This is a genomic window from Vibrio sp. 11-4(1) (genome assembly GCF_013048625.1).
Taxonomy (GTDB): Bacteria; Pseudomonadota; Gammaproteobacteria; order Enterobacterales; family Vibrionaceae; genus Vibrio; species Vibrio diabolicus.
In genome coordinates, this window is sequence record NZ_VHSY01000006.1 from 68,257 (window position 1) to 87,901 (window position 19,645).

17 protein-coding genes and 1 tRNA gene are annotated in these 19,645 nt (G+C 44.4%); 7 read left to right on the top strand and 11 right to left on the bottom strand.

Going from position 1 to position 19,645, the window contains the following annotated elements; all coding sequences use genetic code 11:
• Window positions 1-98: 98 nt before the first annotated feature.
• Window positions 99-983, bottom strand: coding sequence for a D-hexose-6-phosphate mutarotase (locus tag FKN16_RS13300; protein WP_170902895.1), 885 nt, complete (start codon window positions 981-983; stop codon window positions 99-101).
• 158 nt (window positions 984-1,141) lie between these two features.
• On the bottom strand, window positions 1,142-2,137 hold the full coding sequence (gene gap, locus FKN16_RS13305) for a type I glyceraldehyde-3-phosphate dehydrogenase (protein ID WP_012841556.1): 996 nt from the start codon (window positions 2,135-2,137) through the stop codon (window positions 1,142-1,144).
• Between the two features lie 337 nt (window positions 2,138-2,474).
• Between gap and msrB the strand changes: the two genes are divergently transcribed.
• A complete protein-coding gene (msrB, locus tag FKN16_RS13310) occupies window positions 2,475-2,885 on the top strand; it encodes a peptide-methionine (R)-S-oxide reductase MsrB (RefSeq protein WP_005396508.1) in 411 nt (136 codons plus the stop codon).
• Window positions 2,886-3,000: 115 nt separating this feature from the next.
• On the opposite strand, the gene FKN16_RS13315 is transcribed toward msrB, so the two are convergent.
• Complete coding sequence (locus tag FKN16_RS13315) at window positions 3,001-3,822, bottom strand: DUF2989 domain-containing protein (RefSeq protein WP_170902896.1); 822 nt, start codon at window positions 3,820-3,822, stop codon at window positions 3,001-3,003.
• A gap of 101 nt (window positions 3,823-3,923) precedes the next feature.
• On the opposite strand from FKN16_RS13315, the gene FKN16_RS13320 reads away from it, so the two are divergent.
• Window positions 3,924-4,208 (top strand): DUF1315 family protein, encoded by a 285-nt coding sequence (locus FKN16_RS13320; protein WP_005380700.1) that lies wholly within the window; start codon window positions 3,924-3,926, stop codon window positions 4,206-4,208.
• Window positions 4,209-4,307: 99 nt separating this feature from the next.
• Here FKN16_RS13320 and ansA read toward each other — a convergent pair whose 3' ends face one another.
• Both ansA and sppA read right to left on the bottom strand, forming a co-directional pair.
• Complete coding sequence (ansA, locus tag FKN16_RS13325; protein ID WP_046874512.1) at window positions 4,308-5,321, bottom strand: asparaginase; 1,014 nt, start codon at window positions 5,319-5,321, stop codon at window positions 4,308-4,310.
• Between the two features lie 165 nt (window positions 5,322-5,486).
• Entirely contained in the window at window positions 5,487-7,337 is a 1,851-nt protein-coding gene (sppA, locus tag FKN16_RS13330) for a signal peptide peptidase SppA (RefSeq protein ID WP_170902897.1), read from the bottom strand.
• 224 nt (window positions 7,338-7,561) lie between these two features.
• Between sppA and FKN16_RS13335 the strand changes: the two genes are divergently transcribed.
• Window positions 7,562-9,574 (top strand): NADPH-dependent 2,4-dienoyl-CoA reductase, encoded by a 2,013-nt coding sequence (locus FKN16_RS13335; protein ID WP_168187874.1) that lies wholly within the window; start codon window positions 7,562-7,564, stop codon window positions 9,572-9,574.
• Between the two features lie 60 nt (window positions 9,575-9,634).
• Here FKN16_RS13335 and FKN16_RS13340 read toward each other — a convergent pair whose 3' ends face one another.
• On the bottom strand, window positions 9,635-10,951 hold the full coding sequence (locus tag FKN16_RS13340; protein WP_104972011.1) for an MFS transporter: 1,317 nt from the start codon (window positions 10,949-10,951) through the stop codon (window positions 9,635-9,637).
• Window positions 10,952-11,124: 173 nt separating this feature from the next.
• On the opposite strand from FKN16_RS13340, the gene FKN16_RS13345 reads away from it, so the two are divergent.
• Both FKN16_RS13345 and FKN16_RS13350 read left to right on the top strand, forming a co-directional pair.
• Window positions 11,125-11,673, top strand: coding sequence for an NAD(P)H nitroreductase (locus FKN16_RS13345; RefSeq protein WP_005380711.1), 549 nt, complete (start codon window positions 11,125-11,127; stop codon window positions 11,671-11,673).
• Between the two features lie 104 nt (window positions 11,674-11,777).
• Window positions 11,778-13,745, top strand: a complete 1,968-nt coding sequence (locus FKN16_RS13350; RefSeq protein ID WP_170902898.1) for a DNA topoisomerase III — start codon at window positions 11,778-11,780, stop codon at window positions 13,743-13,745.
• 44 nt (window positions 13,746-13,789) lie between these two features.
• Here the strand turns inward: FKN16_RS13350 and FKN16_RS13355 are convergent, their stop codons facing one another.
• Together FKN16_RS13355 and FKN16_RS13360 are read right to left on the bottom strand one after the other, a co-directional pair.
• Complete coding sequence (locus tag FKN16_RS13355; protein ID WP_005380717.1) at window positions 13,790-13,996, bottom strand: hypothetical protein; 207 nt, start codon at window positions 13,994-13,996, stop codon at window positions 13,790-13,792.
• A gap of 183 nt (window positions 13,997-14,179) precedes the next feature.
• The gene (locus FKN16_RS13360) at window positions 14,180-14,869 is read right to left on the bottom strand and encodes an SDR family oxidoreductase (RefSeq protein WP_170902899.1); all 690 of its coding nucleotides are present in this window, start codon (window positions 14,867-14,869) and stop codon (window positions 14,180-14,182) included.
• Window positions 14,870-15,139: 270 nt separating this feature from the next.
• Between FKN16_RS13360 and FKN16_RS13365 the strand changes: the two genes are divergently transcribed.
• On the top strand, window positions 15,140-16,063 hold the full coding sequence (locus tag FKN16_RS13365) for a histone deacetylase (RefSeq protein ID WP_046874518.1): 924 nt from the start codon (window positions 15,140-15,142) through the stop codon (window positions 16,061-16,063).
• Window positions 16,064-16,254: 191 nt separating this feature from the next.
• On the opposite strand, the gene FKN16_RS13370 is transcribed toward FKN16_RS13365, so the two are convergent.
• The 3 genes from FKN16_RS13370 to FKN16_RS13380 all read right to left on the bottom strand — a co-directional run bounded on the left by FKN16_RS13370 (window position 16,255) and on the right by FKN16_RS13380 (window position 18,558).
• Window positions 16,255-16,345 (bottom strand) — tRNA-Ser (locus FKN16_RS13370).
• 154 nt (window positions 16,346-16,499) lie between these two features.
• On the bottom strand, window positions 16,500-18,308 hold the full coding sequence (locus FKN16_RS13375; RefSeq protein WP_170902900.1) for a DUF3413 domain-containing protein: 1,809 nt from the start codon (window positions 18,306-18,308) through the stop codon (window positions 16,500-16,502).
• Window positions 18,309-18,330: 22 nt separating this feature from the next.
• The gene (locus FKN16_RS13380) at window positions 18,331-18,558 is read right to left on the bottom strand and encodes a YejL family protein (protein WP_005380722.1); all 228 of its coding nucleotides are present in this window, start codon (window positions 18,556-18,558) and stop codon (window positions 18,331-18,333) included.
• 85 nt (window positions 18,559-18,643) lie between these two features.
• Here FKN16_RS13380 and yejK point away from each other — a divergent pair, with 85 nt between their 5' ends.
• On the top strand, window positions 18,644-19,642 hold the full coding sequence (yejK, locus tag FKN16_RS13385) for a nucleoid-associated protein YejK (protein WP_005396521.1): 999 nt from the start codon (window positions 18,644-18,646) through the stop codon (window positions 19,640-19,642).
• The last annotated feature ends 3 nt before the right edge of the window (window positions 19,643-19,645 follow it).

The following is a 19,645-nucleotide window of genomic DNA, read 5'->3' on the forward strand; positions in this document are numbered from 1 at the left end:
GTGACTGATAACCAATAAGTTAGTTGAGAGAGGACCATCTAGGTGGGGCTTTTATTACAAAAAAGGTCGGGTATTCCCGACCTTTGATCTGGTTATAACTACTGCACTGAAATTACAGTGACAAGTTCATGAGTCTCACCTGGCTGGAGCGTTTTACCTTGCTCGATACTTGGAGCGTGAACAGTAGATTCAACACACAGCATGGTTTGGTAACCATCGTCAGCCATATCAGCCATACCTTGTGCACCTTCTGCCCAAGGGTTCCAAAGTACCGCGGAGTTATGACCATGGTTTTCCACGCTTAATGTACGATTCAGTTCCGGATCTTTTACCAAAATTTTCGCTTCTGGTTGCGTGTAAACGCGATCAATGGTGTCTGTGAGTTGCAGAACATCACCACCTTGGCATACCGAATCAGCTTTCAAGCTATCAATGTACTCGGCACCCATGCCTGTCGTTTGTGCTTGCTTAATGTCTCCAACGTTTAGGTAAGTATGTAACGCGCCAGAGAAGGTCCAAGCTTCGTCATCGATGTTCATGACTTTGAGTGTCACTTTTAGCTCATCGCCAACTTCAACCACCAAACGAACGTCAAACATATGTGGCCAAATATCGTGGATTTCTTCTGTCGGGAACAGAGCAAGTTCAACAATCACGCCGTTATCGTTCTCGCGATGTTCAACCAGCTCCCATTCAGCAGTACGTGCGAAACCATGAGCCGGTGCTGCAATACGGCCAAACCATGGCCAGCAAACGGGAATGCCGCCTCGCAGGGCTTTTTTCCCGTCGAAAATCGCCTTCTCGCTCATCCAAATCAAATCTTCATGACCAGCAGGAGTGAACGAAACAACGTGACCACCATGTAAGGAGATGCCTGCTGTCGCTTTCTCATGAATAACACGTACTACTTTGACCTGATCAATTTCAACGACAGTAACGTTATCAGATAACACGGTTAGAGCTGGGAGAGTTTTTAAATCCATGTGCTGTTTCCTATCATTGGGGAAAGTAGGGTTTCGACATCCGTCGCAAATACAATGCAACAGCGCCGAGGTATTCTCTCAAATTCCAGATACAAAAAAGGCGACTCTAGAGCCGCCTTTTCTTTAACGAAGTTATTCGCTAATTGCTAACTATCTAATTACTTAGAGATGTGAGCGATTAGGTCTAGAACTTTGTTTGAGTAACCGATTTCGTTGTCGTACCAAGATACAACTTTAACGAAGTTATCAGTTAGAGCGATACCAGCTTTAGCATCGAATACAGAAGTTTGAACTTCACCGATGAAGTCTTGAGATACTACTGCATCTTCAGTGTAACCTAGAACACCTTTTAGCTCGCCTTCAGAAGCTTCTTTCATTGCTGCACAGATAGCTTCGTAAGATGCGCCTTCTTTTAGGTTAACTGTTAGGTCAACTACAGAAACGTTAGCTGTTGGTACGCGGAAAGCCATACCAGTTAGTTTGCCGTTTAGTTCTGGAAGAACAACGCCTACAGCTTTAGCAGCACCAGTTGAAGATGGGATGATGTTTTGAGAAGCACCACGACCACCGCGCCAGTCTTTAGCAGAAGGACCGTCTACAGTTTTTTGAGTTGCTGTAGTAGCGTGAACTGTAGTCATAAGACCAGATTCGATACCGAACTTGTCGTTAAGAACTTTAGCGATAGGTGCTAGACAGTTAGTAGTACAAGAAGCGTTAGAAACGATGTCTTGACCAGCGTAAGTAGCGTGGTTAACGCCCATTACGAACATTGGAGTAGCGTCTTTTGAAGGACCAGTTAGAACAACTTTCTTCGCGCCAGCTTCGATGTGCTTACGTGCAGTCTCGTCTGTTAGGAAAAGACCAGTTGCTTCTGCAACAACGTCAACACCGATTTCGTCCCACTTAAGGTCCGCTGGGTTGCGCTCTGCAGTAACACGTACAGTTTTACCGTTAACGATTAGGTTACCGCCTTCAACTTCAACAGTACCGTTGAAACGGCCGTGAGTTGAGTCGTACTTAAGCATGTATGCCATGTAATCTACGTCGATAAGGTCGTTGATACCTACAACTTCGATGTCAGCACGCTCTTGCGCTGCACGGAATACGAAACGACCGATACGGCCAAAACCGTTAATACCTACTTTGATAGTCATTATAGTTGCTCCACAACTTAATTTCTGATTAAAGATAACTGGTAGTAAAATTACAGAATCCAGTAAACATCTGCAAGTGATAATCGGACTTAACTTGTTTAAAGTCAAAAAAAAGCGACGCTTTTTTTAACAATTCTTCGCAAATGTTCGTTTTTTAAACTTTTAACTGATTCTTCTGTAGTCCAGTTGGCGTAATATAACTGGTGAGATAAGTGCTCTTATCAAATTAATTACGCATGGTGTCCTGGTGAGAAAGTATGTGCTACAACTGTTAAGAGAAGCAAGTTTTTTGCTAAAAAAGTCAATACCAAAAACAGTAAAGAAGGAGCAGAAAGTCGTGGAACAAAACGGGAAAAAAGTGGCGAAGTCAGATGAGCAGTGGCGTGAGCAACTTTCTGAAGAAGAGTTTCGTGTCTGCCGAGAGCAAGGTACAGAACCGCCTTTCAGCGGTAAACTACTGCATAATAAAGAGACGGGTGTTTATGCTTGTACCTGTTGCAATGCCCCTCTCTTTGTCTCTGATAACAAGTATGACTCTGGCTGTGGTTGGCCAAGTTTTGATGCGCCCATCAATGATCAAGCGGTGCGCTATTTAGAAGATCTGAGTCACGGAATGGTACGTACAGAGATTCGTTGTGCCACATGTGATAGCCATCTAGGGCACGTTTTTGAAGATGGCCCACAGACCACGGGTGAGCGTTTTTGTGTTAATTCAGTGTCGTTAATTTTCAACAAATCAGAACAATAACGACAAAATTGTGCTCGATAGTGTTTTATCCTTTCAACACGATTTGTTGTAAGTAGAAAACAGAGTGTAGTTTGACCCAACGAAAAACTCCCGCCAATTGCGGGAGTTTTTTCGTTTATATCTCTTTGGGTATCATTGCTGGAGAGTAGTTCCCTCTCTCTATGGCTTTTGCCACCGATTCAGCTAATTCATCTAGCTGCTGATATTGCTCTGCATGACTAAAATTAAACATACGCTTGAGCTGCTTTTCATCAGCAAGCGGAACGTCGAATCTTTTCGCAACCATTGCCCACAGATACGCGCGCTTTTTTTCTCCAAGCCCTTGATGAATGCTTGCCATTGATTTGAGAATGATCGGATTAAGGTTGTCTTCATCCGATAAAGACAACGCTTTATTCAGCAGTATCAACGTTTTCTTGGCATCTCGATTAGTATAGAAAGTAGCTAATGCATATTGCATCTCAGCAGTATTTAACTTGGGTGAGCCTTCCATTTGTAAAAATGCGCGACGAGCTTGGATGTCACCCGTTTGAGACCACAAAAAATACAAAGTAGCGGGGTCTTCTGAGCCTTTTAACTCGTTTACGATGCGTTCTAGCTCATCAATACTGTGTACCAAAGCGTTAAAACGCTGTCTCTTGAGAGCACTTTGATCAATAGGTGTGATCTGAGAGGCGAGTTCTAAGCATTTCCTATATTCAGCGACCAGACCGTATTCGATAATTTGACTGGCTTCTGATGGATGTTTCAGTTGCTCAAACCGATGCCATACTAAGTTTGTTCTGGGAACTCGACATTGCCCGTCATCCATATTGAGCTGTTTGCAGCGCAGCTCTGGTGTTTTTTGGCACAACTCTTCGGTTGTCACGTTACCTTCGAAACAGCCCGTTAGTGCGAGACTTGTGAGGCTGAGAAGTAACCAGTGTGTTCTTTTCATGGTTTTGCTTGTGATCCGTTACACCAATTCATTTTCGTATTCTTGACTCAGTTTCTTAACCCGTTATGTTCTGTAAATAGAATGTAATAAGAAGGTACATTATGGACGCAGAACAACTATTACAAGCGATGACTCCAGAAGTTTATGATCGCTTAGTCTATGCAGTAGAAACGGGAAGATGGCCTGAGGGTACAACACTTTCTAAAGAGCAGCGAGATTCGTGTATGCAAGCTGTGATGTTGTATCAATCAAAACATAATACTGATGCGCAGCACATGACGGTTGCAGCTGGCGGTGAAATCAGCTTTAAATCGAAGCAAGAACTTAAAAAACAATTTAGCGGAGAAGAGAGCGACATTGTTCGTGTCAATCCGAACATTGATTAAGTGTAACCTTTGATTTTACAGAGTGTCGTTTACCACTTTGACTTTAAAAGAAAAAAGCCCAATAGAGATTGGGCTTTTTAGATCGTAGTAAGCTTGAATTTACAGGCTCATCTCACCACGCAGTACTTGCTGCATTCTCTCTTTCACTTCTTCGTAAGAAAGGTTTTGGCTTAGAAGGTAATGCAGTTTTGCTAGTGCCGCTTCTGGCGTCATGTCAAAGCCGCTGATAACTCCAGAGTCTGCCAGTGCACAACCCGTGGCGTAGCCGCCCATATTCACTTTGCCTGCCAAACATTGAGTTAGGTTCACGACAATAACGCCGCGCTCAGAGGCTTCTTTTAGGTGGCCCAGTAGCTCAGGGTTTTGAGGCGCGTTGCCGACACCAAAAGTCAGAAGAATCATCGCATTTACAGGCTGACGAAGCGTATTACGAATAACTTCATGTGATATACCAGGATACATGGTGATCACACCGATTGGTTGTGGCGTGATGTTGTGAACCTTAAACTCACCTTCTGGTTGTGCACCAACGGTTACGCTGTTGCTTACTTGAATATTGATCCCAGCTTCCAGTAGTGGAGGAAGATTTGGTGAAGTAAAGGCATTAAAACCGTCCGCATGAGATTTTGTGCTGCGGTTACCACGCATCAACTGATTATTGAAGAACAAAGTAACTTCGTTGATCGGGTAGTTTGCGGCAATATGCAGAGCATTCAATAGGTTTGCTTGACCGTCAGAACGCAGCTCCGCAAGAGGGATTTGTGAACCCGTAACAATCACTGGCTTGCCAAGGTTTTCAAGCATGAAAGACAATGCAGATGCTGTGTATGCCATGGTGTCAGTACCATGTAGGATGACGAAACCATCGTATTTGTCATAGTTGTCACGAATATCATCCGCAATCTGCTGCCAGTCGGCAGGCGTCATATCTGATGAGTCAATCAGAGGATCGTATTCGTGGATAGTGTAATCCGGCATTTCAGGACGGTGAAACTCTGGCATGCTTGCTAGTTGCTTTTCCATAAAGCCAGCAACAGGCACATAGCCGTGATCCGATTTTTGCATTCCGATGGTGCCACCGGTGTAAGCGATGTAGATGTGTTTTCTAGTCATCGTTTTTTTCTTTCATGTAGGGGAACAGAGGCGGGGATTATATACCTAAATAACCTTGAGATGCGAGGCTATGCGCACAGCATCAGAAAGTCATCTGAGGAGATGTTGAGCGTAATAAAAAGGGCACCTCAAGTAGAGGTACCCTTTGTAATATTAATGAAAAAGCTACTGCACTTGGCAGTTCAAACAAAATGCGTATTGACCTTTAGGATCGTTAAAGCTTTGTAGCAAGCTTGCGTCTTGTTCAAACTGTTGAGCTACGGGTTGAAGACTTTTTGGTAGCAAGCTGGTTGCATCAATACCTAGAGAGACTTTCACCTGTTTCATGAACTCTTGTAAAAATAGTTCAGTGGGAGAAAGCGGTTCTTCTACCCAGTAAATGCCGTAATCGGTCACATTCGCCAGTTTCGCCGCTAGTTCTACGGCATCATCAAAGTCACCCATTTGGTCAACAAGACCAAAGGATAGGGCGTCTTGTCCTGTCCAAACTCGACCTTGAGCGACGTTGTCGACTTCCTCTAGAGACATATCGCGATTCTCGCCAACCAAAGAAATAAAGCGCTTATAACCGTGCTCGATACCTAATTGGAATACTTGAGACGCGCCGTCAGAAAGGCCAGTGGTAATACCGTCACCAGAGAACGGCGATGTGCCAACGCCATCAGTATTAATGCCTAACTTGCTAAAGCCTTTTTCAAACGTGGTGATGACACTAAAAATACCAATGGAACCCGTCAGTGTTGTTGGCTGAGCAACGATCTTGTCTGCGCTCATTGAAATCCAATAACCACCAGAAGCGGCTAAACTCGACATGGATACAACAACTGGCTTGCCTGCTTGTTTCAGTGCTTCTACTTCGTTGCGAATCACTTCAGAGGCAAAGGCACTACCCCCAGGGCTATCTACTCGCAACACGACCGCTTTCACCTTTTCATCATTGCGTGCTTGACGCAACAAGCTTGCGACGGTGTCACCTCCGACAGTACCACGAGGTTGTTGACCATCCATAATCGCGCCACTGGCTAGAACAACGGCGATATCGTGCTGAGGTAGTGTGTAATCAGGGCGAATCGTTGCAAGGTAGTCGTAGTAACCAATCGCGTTGTAGCTGTCTTTGCCGTCACTACCAAACTGTTTGGCAAATAGAGTGCGAATGTCTTGGCGTGTCGCGAGTTCATCGACCAAGCTCATTTTAACCGCGAGCTGAGCAAGATCACCATCCACTGACTTCATTTCGTCAATCAGCTCATCCATGGTTGGGTTAAGCACTTTCGCATCAATATTTCTGTTTGTGGTTACGTCATCAACAAAAGCACTCCACAACTGAGTAACCCAGCGTGTTGCAGACTCTTTCGCGGCATCGGACATGTCATCACGAATAAAAGGTTCGATAGCGGATTTATAAGTACCTACGCGAAAAACATGAGTAGAAACATCAAGCTTTTCCAATAACGTTTTGTAGTACATTGAATAGGCACTGTAACCTTTAATCAATACGCCGCCATCAGGTGCCAGGTAAACTTTATCAGCGTAACTTGCCAAGTAATATTGGCTTTGGTTGTAGAAATCACCTACAGCGTAAACTGGTTTACCTGACGCTTTAAATTCGTTCAACGCTTTCGCGATGTAACGTAATTTCGTGAGATTTGTTTCTGGCATGTCTCGCAGTGCTAGCACTAATCCAGACACTTTAGGATCGTCTTTCGCGTAGCGAATAGTATCAACGATATCGAAAAGGACGTTTTCTTTCGGTAACTCATTGCCCAAAAGGGAACCAGCAAAAGAGTCCATTGGATTTACATAGCGTCTTTGTTCGACAATCGGACCTGAAAGATTCATCACCAATGCCGACTCTTTTTCGACGACGGGTTGACCGTCTCCGGTATAAGTAAAAGCAAAGTAGAAAACGGCAATCATCAGCAAGAAGATCAGGTTTGCCAGTGCGAGTCTGATAAAGGTGATGCTCTTCCATATCCCTTTAAATATCAAACCAATAAATTTGAAGAGTTTTTTCATCTTGTCTCCATAACGAGATAGTTACGCCGAGTCTAACAAAGTATGGGTTCTTATCTCTAAGATCTCAAAAGATAACATTTTTTTAGCTTATCACGACCACTCAACAATTGGCATATTTTCACGCGAGATTGATCGGTGTTACAAAAATGTAAACGCTTGTTTGATTTTTTGGTTGAGCGGGCTTAGTCTGGTCAGACCATGATAATAACAATGGATGTTAAGTGATGTCTGCCATGTACCCAAACCTATTAAAGCCACTGGATCTCGGTTTTACACAATTACGAAACCGAGTCCTGATGGGATCAATGCACACGGGCTTAGAAGAGCACAAAGAAGGATTACAGAAGCTCGCGGCTTTCTATGAAGAACGCGTGAAAGGCGGTGTTGGACTGATTGTAACCGGAGGTTTTTCTCCGAACTTACGCGGTCGTTTGCACCCATTGAGTGCTGAGTTCAGCAAGCCAAAGCATGCCAAGGCCCACAAAGTTGTGACAGAAGCGGTGCACAAGCACGGTGGCAAAATTGCCCTACAAATTCTTCATGCTGGGCGTTATGCCATGCATCCATTCTCGCAAAGTGCGTCTGGCATTAAAGCGCCAATTGCAAAGTTTGCTCCGAGTGAAATGAGCGACCGCCAGATTAAGAAAACCATTGATGCCTTTGCGAACAGCGCTGAGTTAGCCCAGCTTGCTGGTTATGATGGCGTCGAGTTAATGGGCTCGGAAGGTTACCTGATAAACCAATTCTTATGTAAGCGCACGAACATGCGTTACGACGAATGGGGTGGCAGTTACAAAAAACGTATGCGTTTTCCGCTAGAAATTGTCAAAGCGGTTCGTAAGGCGGTGGGCGACAAGTTCATCATCATTTTCCGTCTCTCTATGCTGGATCTTGTCGAGCAGGGCAGCACATTTGAAGACGTTATCGAATTGGCGAAAGCGCTTGAAGAGGCTGGCGTCACGATTATTAACACTGGCATTGGTTGGCACGAGGCTCGAATTCCGACCATTGCGACTCAAGTACCACGCGGTGCGTTTACGTGGGTTACGGAAAAAGTTAAACCTCACGTTTCGGTTCCTATCATCACTTGTAACCGAATAAATACGCCAGACGAAGCAGAACGTATTCTATCTTCTGGGCATGCCGATATGGTTTCGATGGCGCGCCCATTCTTGGCTGATCCTTACTTTGTTGCTAAAGCCGAACAGGAAAAAGCGCAGCTTATCAATACGTGTATTGGTTGTAATCAGGCGTGTCTAGATAACGTGTTTAAAGGTAAGCGCGCCAGTTGCTTAGTGAATCCACTTGCGTGCTATGAAACCGAAATTGTTGTTGAACCAGCCTTTAAGAAGAAAAACATTGCCGTTGTCGGAGCAGGTCCGGCGGGCTTGGCTTGTGCGACTACACTGGCTGAACGTGGCCATAAGGTTGATTTGTTCGAAAAGAACGACCGCATCGGCGGTCAGTTCCGTCTTGCTATGCAGATCCCTGGTAAGGAAGAGTTTCGAGAGACGATACGATATTTCGCTAATCGTATTGATGAAACAGGCGTGAATCTGCACTTATCGACGGAAGCGAACTATGACCTACTAACAGAATACGATGAGATCGTGATGGCGTCGGGTGTCGAGCCACGTAAAGTCAATATTGATGGAATTGAGAACCCAGAAAAAGTCGTCGACTATCAAACTCTCATTCGAGACAAAACGCCAGTCGGTGAGAAAGTGGCTATCGTTGGTGCAGGTGGTATTGGCGTAGATGTCGCGACCATGCTCACAGAGCCAGTTGGACAAACGTTGGATGACTGGTTGCATGAATGGGGAATCGACAAAGAGATGTCTCAACCGGGTGGTTTATACCCTTACCCTGATGCGGTCAGCGATAAAGAAGTCTGGGTGCTTCAGCGTCGTAAAGGTCGCGTAGGTAAAGGTCCGGGTAAAACGACAGGTTGGATCCATAAACGTACCCTTGAAAAAAGGGGCGTACATTTAGTCGGTGGCGTGTCTTACGATAAAATTGATGATCAAGGTTTGCACATTCATGTAGATGGAAAAGAACAATTATTGAACGCGGACAAAGTAGTCATTTGTGCGGGGCAAGAGTCTGTTCGTCCATTTGAAGATAAATGGTCTGAACTCGGAGAGAAGATTCATATCATTGGCGGAGCTGACCATGCGGGTGAACTTGATGCTGTGCGTGCGATTCGTCAAGGTGTTAAATTGGCGGTAAAACTCTAGCTTTTTAATGTGTGTTTACCATGAAAGCTGCGCTTTGAGCGCAGCTTTTTTTGTATAGAACTAGTCACTGATATCTGGCAGTTGTTTGGCCATTACTACGCCAGCAAGAGTAATAAAAGAGAACACTAACACCACTGCTGAAAGGCTCAAAAAGTTCGACATAACACCAAGAGAACTCATTAGAAGCAGCATTATTCCAACCACCGTGTTACTCACGGCTACATAGCTTGTCCGCTTGTCACCTTCTGCGATATCAACTAAGTAGGTTTTTCGTCCGACTCGTATTCCGTCGTGGGCAATACACACACAAAAGTAGAGCAGAGGAATCACGAATAGGAAGCTTTGGCTAGCGGTGACCCACGTATCGTAAACAAATAAAACAACGCCAAGTAGCGCGCTCATCGTTGCGCCGATGACCATCACACTGCGGCTAGATCGATCGGACATTCTTCCCCAGAAAGGACCTGACACAAAGGAGGCTAAGCCACTCGCAAACATAAAGAGAGCTAGCACCCAGAGCTGTCCACCGAGAGATTGCTGTGCCAGCACAACGTAGTACGGTGCACTCAGCGCAGAACATAAAAATAGTGTCCGCGTGATAACGAATCGACGAAAGGTCACGTCTGTCTTAAGTAACGCGAGTTGTTTAAATGCTTCGAGGACGCCATTTCGACCACCGTCTACCTCACCGGCATACTCATTAATTCGCGCATAGACTAATGCCGCGATGAGCCATATGACGCCCGCTAAGCCTAAACTCAGACCGTAAAAGCGCTCTGTCGGCTCTACGTCCCATAACCAGGCTAGTGCCAGAAGGCTAGCGAAAAGCAGCGTAACCAGGCCAGCAGCGCTTGAAGACCAGCCGTTGACTTGACCTCGTTGGTTTTTAGGGATGGTTTTGCCCAATACATCTTTTGATGCGACGGAATTTAAACCGCGTGAGAGGCTGAAGATCACAAGGCATGCAATCACACCATAACCCGCAGCTGCTCCTGTTAGAGTTAATGCGACCAATCCGATTGCAAATATGGAAAGAGCCTGCAAGATGCTGCCAATTACCCAGACCCATTTTCTTACTGGAATGCGCCGGATGTAGTGCGCGATGCTAAGTTGTGGGATAAGGGAACCTGATTCACGAATAGGAACGAGCCAACCAATTAAGTAAACCGGTGCCCCGAGACTTTGTAGTATCCACGGCAACGTGACTTTGGGGTTGATTAACGCATCGCCGACCTTCGTTAAAAACTGAGCAAGAATGATTTTAAGAAAGTTGCCGGGAACTTGATGACAAGCTGATTCAGGAATCGCCTTACAGGCACGGGCATCTTCGTCATTAACGATCTTTTCGTAAATGCTGTTTTGTTTATCCTTGTTCATCAACCTGCCTATGTTCAACTTATTCATTTCGCGAATAAATTAACATTAAATCCAGCTTGATGTTAAGTGAAGCACGTTATCAAGCCCACAGAAAACCGGTTGTTATTCGCAGGAGCAGATTGTGCTAAAGTAGCGTAAACAAAATAACAACGATATTCGATAAGGACTCTTTCATGGACGCTCTCGATCTTTTGCTCAATCGCCGATCTATCGCGAAGTTATCTGCGCCTGCACCAGAAGGTAAAGCTCTTGAGAACATCATTCGTGCAGGCCTTCGTGCGCCTGACCATGCGGGATTAACCCCTTGGCGTTTCGTTATCGCACAGGGCGATGGTTTGAAAAAACTGTCAGATATCTTGGTAAAAGCGGCAGAAGCTGAAAATAGTGATGAAGCGGTGGTCGAAAAGGTAAAGAATGCACCATTTCGCGCACCAATGGTGATCACGGTGATTGCTAAAGTAACGGAACATGAGAAAGTGCCAGCACTAGAGCAACACTTATCTGCGGGATGCGCTGTACAAGCGATGCAAATGGCAGCCGTAGCACAAGGCTTTCAAGGTTTTTGGCGCTCAGGTAAGTGGATGTTCCATCCAGAAGTTCATCAAGCGTTTGGTTTAGAAGGCGACGATGAGATTGTTGGTTTCTTGTACCTAGGTACGCCTGGTTGTACACCGATGAAAGTTCCTGAGCGTGACCTCTCTCAGTTTGTTGAATTTCTATAACTGAAAACTTAAACAAACTTGACTGTTTATTTATACAGTTTTTCTTGATTTATTAGGGCTACATTCGTTAATGTGGCCCTAATTATATTTATTTCCAAAACGTTATGTCTCGTCTGTTTATTGCTGAAAAACCAAGCTTAGGCCGTGCGATTGCCGCTGCACTGCCAAACCCTCAAAAGAAAGATCAAGGATTCATCCGCTGTGGGAACGGGGATATCGTTACTTGGTGTATCGGCCATTTGCTCGAACAAGTCGAACCTGACGCTTATGATGAGCGTTATAAAAAGTGGAATATGGCAGATTTACCAATTGTTCCGCAGCAATGGCAGCTCAGACCGAGGAAAAGCGCAAGTAAGCAATTAACAGTGATTCGTAAATTGCTCAAAGAAGCTAACGAAGTCATTCATGCAGGAGACCCAGACCGAGAGGGTCAGCTGTTAGTTGATGAAGTTCTCGACTATTGCAAGTTATCTAAAACCAAGAAGGAATCCACACAGCGTTTGCTGATTTCCGACTTGAACTTACCTGCGGTTAAACGCGCACTTAGTTCTATGCGCAGTAATCGCGAGTTTATCCCACTTTCAGTTTCTGCATTGGCCCGCTCTCGGGCTGATTGGTTGTATGGCATGAACATGTCTCGTGCTTATACCTTGCTTGGTCAAAAGGCAGGGTATCAAGGTGTTCTCTCAGTAGGGCGAGTGCAAACGCCAGTTCTTGGCTTAGTGGTGCGTCGTGATGAGGAAATCGAAAACTTTGTCCCGAAGGACTATTTTACCCTACATGCTCTTATCCCATATCAAGATGCCAATGGTACTTTTGATATTCGTGCTCGTTGGAAGCCAAGTGAGGCATGCAAGCCTTGGCAGGATGAAGAAGGGCGAGTTTTAAACCGTAAGTTAGTGGAAAACGTTGCAAACCGTATTGCAAATCAACCCGCTAAAGTGACGGAGTCGGAACAAAAGCAAACCAAGCAATCAGCACCATTACCTTATTCATTATCTGCTTTACAGATCGATGCAGCGAAGCGCTATGGTATGAGTGCGCAACAAGTACTAGATACTTGTCAGGCATTGTATGAAAAGCACAAGCTGATCACTTATCCACGTTCAGATTGTCGCTATTTACCGATGGAACACTACTCACAAGCAGAGATGGTGACAACAGCTATTGCGAATAACGCAAAAGAGCTGCAAGGTGCCGTTCAGGGAGCAGACTTAACATTAAAGTCCAAAGCTTGGAATGATAAAAAAGTGGATGCGCACCATGCGATTATCCCTACACCAAAACAAGCTAATGTGAATGCGCTTTCGGGTAATGAGATGAAAGTGTATCAATTGATTGCGCGCCAGTATCTCATGCAGTTTTATCCGGCGGCGGTTTACGCTGAAGCGAAATTGGTTTTCGATATCGCTGGTGGTATGTTTATCGCGAAAGGTCGCCAGTTAGTTTCGCCGGGTTGGAAAGCGCTAATGGGCAAAACTGACAAGGAAGATGAAGGTATTGATGCCGTTCCACCGTTACCAGAAGGCACCGTGTTAACTTGTCGTGAAGGGGAAATAAAAGACCGAAAAACCGAGCCACCAAAGCACTTTACCGAAGCATCGCTGTTGCAAGCGATGACCGGGATCGCCCGTTACGTTGCGGATAAAGAACTGAAAAAAATCCTTCGTGATACTGATGGGCTAGGTACGGAAGCGACTCGCGCTGGTATTTTGGACACGCTGTTCAAACGCCAACTGCTCACGCGTCAAGGTAAATCAATTCTCAGCTCTCCTGCGGGAAGAGGTCTCATTCATGCCTTGCCACAGGATTCAACGTACCCAGATATGACGGCTCATTGGGAGCACCAGTTACAAGGTATGGCAGAGAGAAATCAGGCATATCAGCCGTTTATGCAAGCACTAGAGCAACGCATTGATGGCTTGATGGCACAAGTAAAAGCAGGGCCGATCCCTGATTCATTGCGTCATCTACCCAAAGTGGAACGTCCTGCGTTTAAACGTAAAAAGCGTAGTTATTCAAAGAGTGGTGGCGCAACTAAATCCCGTGCAACCAAAGGTAAGCGGGCATAGGGCAAGCGCGGCGTAATTAAACACCGCGCATGCTTGAAAATAGATTACTCGAATAGGTCACCGTGGTTTTGGATCGCGCCTCTTACTTCACCTTGAGTTAACACGCGTTTGTCCAGAACCTCTTTCACCTGGTTGCCCAAGTCAACTAATGTATCTCGATTCGCTTGAGTTTGGCGTTTACCAGCACTTCTCAAGCAGTAGTTTAGCTCATGCTCTTCGCTAAAATTAACCAAATCCCTATCTGCTGCCATCGTGCCTTCTCCTTAATTGTTCTACTTTTTCATAAGTCTGGATTGGATATAGATAAATTCAAGTTAGATTGCGCGAATTATGCTGGTAGATCGCCGATGAACATTATGTTTGCCAACCAAGTCACGATTATGAAGCCTAGCTTAGGTGTTATTTGGTTTATTGATGGTTGTTTCTTAACGCCGCTACCAAGGTAGCTCAGTACCATCGTAGTTAATAAATCGACCTGAAAGTTGCGGTGTACTCAGCTCTATCACGTTCGCTAAGCCCTGCGCGGAGGTTTGCGTATCGATCAATGCATTTGGCCCGCCCATTGCCGTTTTTACCCAACCAGGATGAAGCGCTAAAACGGTAAATCCTTCAGGTGTTAAATCATTACTCAAGCTTTTAACAACCGAGTTTAGCGCCGCTTTCGATGAACGATAAATATAACCGCCACCGGACGTATTTTCGGTCATGCTCCCCACTTTTGATGAGATACAAGCAATCTTTTTTATCTTGCCTTGTTGTAAGCGAGGGTAACAGTGCTCAACCAGTTTTAACGGTGCAATGGTGTTCACTTCGAGGACTTTACGCCATTCTTCTACGTCAGTATTTCCAAAGCCGTATCCCTTGGAGCCGTAATATCCCGCATTGTTAATGAGTAAGTCGATGGCGGGGAGCTTATCTGCAAGCAGAGCGACTTGTTCGTAGTGAGTAACATCCAGTTCGTGCAAAACTAGATTGCTGTAATGTGAGGCTAGAGTTTGTAGTTCAGAACTGTTCTCTAAGGAACGACTGGTAGCATGTACTTGGTGGCCTTGCTTCAGGTACAGCTCAGTTAAGCTAAGGCCAATGCCGCGATTTGCTCCGGTAATAAAGACGGTTTGACTCATACAAACACCTATATTTTTTGATTTCAGTTGAAAGTCATTGTGTTAGCTAAGCGCAATAAAATCAACCAACCACCACGCACCAACAACGAGAGATGAAAATAGGGACAGAGCACAAAGAGAGCCAAACAGTGCACCGAGAATAGCAAAGAAAGTAGAATCCATATGTATATTAAATTTAATTGATATTGAAAATCATTATCAATTAAATTGCTTTTTATTCAACCCTTGAAGTTGATACTATTTCGCTACGATTGTTATTAAGAATTTCTCATGCTGCCATTTATCTACCACCCGATTTATTCTCAACTTGAGTTGCCAGAGGGGCATCGTTACCCAATTATGAAATACCAGTACCTCTATGAATCGGTATTGGTGCATATGGAGAAAGATAACTGGAAAGAACACGTGCAGTTTTTCCAGCCAGAAGCATTAACTGTTGAGGAAGTAAAACGTGTTCATGACCAGGAATACGTCGACTTGCTAGTGAATGGAAACATGCCAGCTGCGAAAATGCGCAGAATAGGTTTTCCTTGGAGTGAGTCTCTCATTACCAGAACGCTAACTTCAGCAGCGGGCACGGCTTTGACCGCAAATAAAGCACTTGAGTATGGTGTTGCCATTCATTTGAGTGGCGGGTATCACCACGCACACAAAGAGTTTGGCAGTGGTTTTTGTTTATTTAATGACTTAGTGATCGCGGCCAGGCAAGCGCTCGAAGTCGAGCATGTCGATAAAGTATTGATCATTGATAGTGATGTTCATCATGGGGATGGAACAGCAACTTTGTGTCACGATGAGCCAGATATCATCACGCTTTCTTTTCACTGTGACAAAAACTTCCCGGCTAGAAAGCCTCAGTCTGATCTAGATGTGCCTTTGGTACGAGGGACCGGTGATGAGGATTTTTTAATGGCGTTTAAGGAAGTGGTTGAAATGGCACTTAATCTTCATCGTCCTGATTTGGTTATCTACGATGCTGGTGTCGATATACATCAAGACGATGAGCTTGGATATTTTGATGTGTCGACGCAAGGGATTTTAGAGCGTGATAGATTTTTAATGCAAACAATGAAATCGCGAGGTATCCCTGTCGCAGCTGTCGTCGGAGGTGGATATCGAACGAATCATGCAGACCTCGTCCCAATCCATTTGCAGCTCATTAATGCCGCTAAAGAAGTTTTTGTTGGTAAGTAAATACAACTAGACGTGAGTATCAACCTGATTCAGAACGGGACACTGAAACGAAAAGGGCGCTAATTTTCTAGTGGGTTCTTTCTGAATGTGGCGATTGCTTGGCTTGTATTCAAGGAGGGATTTGTACAAATCTTTTCAAATCTGGATATACGAAAAAGCCCGCTAATTTCTTAGCGGGCTTTTTCTAAATGTGGCGGAGAGATAGGGATTTGAACCCTAGATACGCTATTAACGTATGCCGGTTTTCAAGACCGGTGCTTTCAACCACTCAGCCATCTCTCCGTTGTTGAGGCGCATAATATAAGGCTTTGAAAATGTTGTAAACCCCTAGTTGAACTGATTGGATGTTTACTGCGCAAATTTGTGGTTTGTGTTGTTTAAATAAACAAAAACTCCCCAAAAAGGGGAGTTTGAATAGTATATGGATTGCTAGGTATTAATCGTTTTTAGAATAAAAACGCTGTAACTCAGTTAAACCTTGCATCAAAACTGGCAACTTCGGTGCATCATCTCGAAGTCGTTTGTAATTTTTGTCATACAACTTGTAGTTGCCAAACTTATCGATCACTGTGGTTTGTGAGCTAGTAATTAAGGCAAGCTCACGAGTGTCACCCGCTAGGATCCAACGGCGACGACTTTCGTCAAATAGGTTACGACCACTACTGTAATCATATGGGTTGGAAGATACACCGAGCATATCCTGCAACAACGTGACCGAAAGGTCCAAGTGGCTTGTGCTGTGATTAAATTCACCAGCCAACATTCCTGGCCATTGGATTACCATAGGAACTTGTAACTGATAACGGCTGTAGTTGCTGTTTGCACCCCAGCTATTCGTGTTTGTTTCATTAAACTCACTACCGTGATTAGAAGTGATAATCACGATGGTGTTTGTTAATAGTCCATTTTTTTCAAGCTCAGCAATAATGCTAGCGACGGTTTTATCCGCTGATTTCACCGCATATTCATAAGCTTTTTTGAAGCGATCACTTGCGGACATTTCTTCGTCATTATTTGAAGGGATCGATTCAAAATTATCAACGGTGGTGACTTCGATGTAGCTAAACCATGGTTGACTCGCTTTCTCTGTTAACCATGTATTCCAGTTCGCGATAGATTGCTTATCGGTATGAGCTTGTGTGCCATCGAGGTCTTCCGCTAGTTTTAAGTCGCGGAAAATAATCTCTGAGTAGAGATCATCTTCAAACCCGCTGCCACTGAATAAACCAAAGTTGTAGCCCTGATCTTTCAGTACATCGAGTAACACTGGCGAAGCACCTTGCGCCTTGATGCTTGAGGCGTAACTGGTTGGTAAGCCGTAGAACAAACCAAAAGCCCCGTAAGTATCATTACTTGAACTGTAATGATTACGGAAGTTCTGATTGTTTTCGGCAAACTCATAGAGGTTAGGCATCTCTTCTGGATTCAGCGCGTCTGCACGCAGGTTATTTACGCTGATCATCAACACGTTGAGCTTATTGACTCGACGGTTAAACTCTAGCTTTTCTAGAGGGTAATTGACTAACTCTACGTTGCCTTCATTTTCCGCTAAGCGTTTTAGGTATTCCTCACGGTCAAGTAGACCATGTTTTTCCATAAAACTCTTTGCCGTCATCGGGTAAGACAATGGGAAGTTTGAACGCTGACTGGTAATTGGATTGTAGAAGTATGCATCAGCCCAAATATAAACCAAATGGCTGGTCATAAAGCTGAGGAAAAATACAGCTGCTAGAGGACGTCCTACGTGCTTATGAGATAGTTTGCGCTGTTTTCGCCATACCCATTCGGATAGAGCGAGCTGAATAAGGAAGATCAGCGGCATTACAACAAATAGATGTTGTAGATCAGTGCTGAGTGCACTTTTATCTTCGCTGAATAGTAACTCCCAAACGACAGGAGTTAAGTGCAAATTGATAGACTGATACGCTTGGGTATCAATCAATAATATGGTTTGCCCAACGGTCGCGAAAATCACTGCCACCAAACGGAACAATTTCCGCGATGGCAGGATAAACGTTAACGGGAATAGAACGAGCAAGTAAAGCGCGAAAACTAGAAAGCCAAAGTGACCAACCCAAGAAACCGCCAGATAAAACTGACCAAGTAACGTCTCGGGCCAAGGAGACTGAACAATGTAGCGTGTGCCTATCAACATCGATGCGACGATATTGAAGAATGCAAACCAGTGACCCCAACCAACCAGTCGAGATACACGTTCGCCGTATGAGTTTCCGCTGTCTACCATGTATGTGTTCTATTGTCCGTTATTAGTGTGTTTTTGGTGTTTCTAAAGAAGACATCAGCGCCTGAGCAAATTTTTCAGCAATCGCTTTGCGTTGTGAAGCAGCAACACGTTGATTTAAGACATTGGTTGCGATATTTCCGGCAATCATTAGCGTCAACTCAGGAGAAGCAGCGTGTTTTTCAAGAACTGTTGCTACTTCAGCAAGAATTTTCTCTACTTGCTCGTCAGTATATTTAGATGTAATCGGCATAAAGACTCTAATAATGATAGTAAAAGCGGCTTATGATAACCTACAATGCCCATCAACTAAAACCTTGTAGCAAGATAAAATCACTATGAGCCTTCATCTTTCAAACGTTATTCTGCATCAACTGTGCAAAAACGATCAGGACGAGCTAGTTGTAAACTTTCGTCCAGCATCATTAGAGAACGATGCATCTACTGAAAACTTAGTCGCTGAGCTTCACCGAGTATTCCATTCTAAAGCTGGTAAAGGTTTTGGCTCTTTCCAGTCAGACAGCGAATTTCAATTTTGGCTTCAAGAAATGCGCAAAGGAGAGCGAGATTTTTACGACTTCTCACAAATTAGTGCAAATCGCTTGAAAGAAGAGTTGATTAAGTACCCATTTGCGGATGAAGGTATTTTGGTTTTCGCTGAGTATCAGAGTTTAGCAACGGACTACTTGTTCATCGGTATCTTACCAATGAACCAAAGTTTAAAAGTGACCGAAGGTTTGGACATCAGTGCGACGGATTACCTAGATATCACCAAAATGGATATTGCGGCACGCATTGACTTGTCGAGCTACGACACTGACAAGGAATCTAATCGTTACTTGCAATACATCAAGGGACGCGTCGGCCGTAAAGTGGCGGATTTCTTCCTAGATTTCCTGCAAGCGGACATCGGCTTAGATACTAAACAACAAAACTTAGTGTTAATGCAGGCGGTGGATGATTTTTGTGCTGATTCGAAGCTAGAAAAGCAAGAAGTTAACGAGTATAAAAAGCAAGTTTACGACTACTGCAATGAGCAAATTAAATCCGGTGATGAGGTTCAAATCTCAGAGCTTTCTGGAGAGCTTCCTCCAAGCCAAGATGGCACAAGCTTTATGGATTTCACCAAAGAGCAAGGGTACGAGCTTGAAGAATCTTTCCCTGGTGACCGTGCGACGGTTCGCAAGCTGACTAAATTTGTTGGTGCTGGCGGTGGCTTGAATATTAGCTTTGATAGCCTATTGCTTGGCGAGCGTATTTTTTATGACCCAGAGACGGATACCTTAACGATTAAAGGTACGCCACCAAATCTAAAAGATCAGTTGAGTCGCAACTAAAAC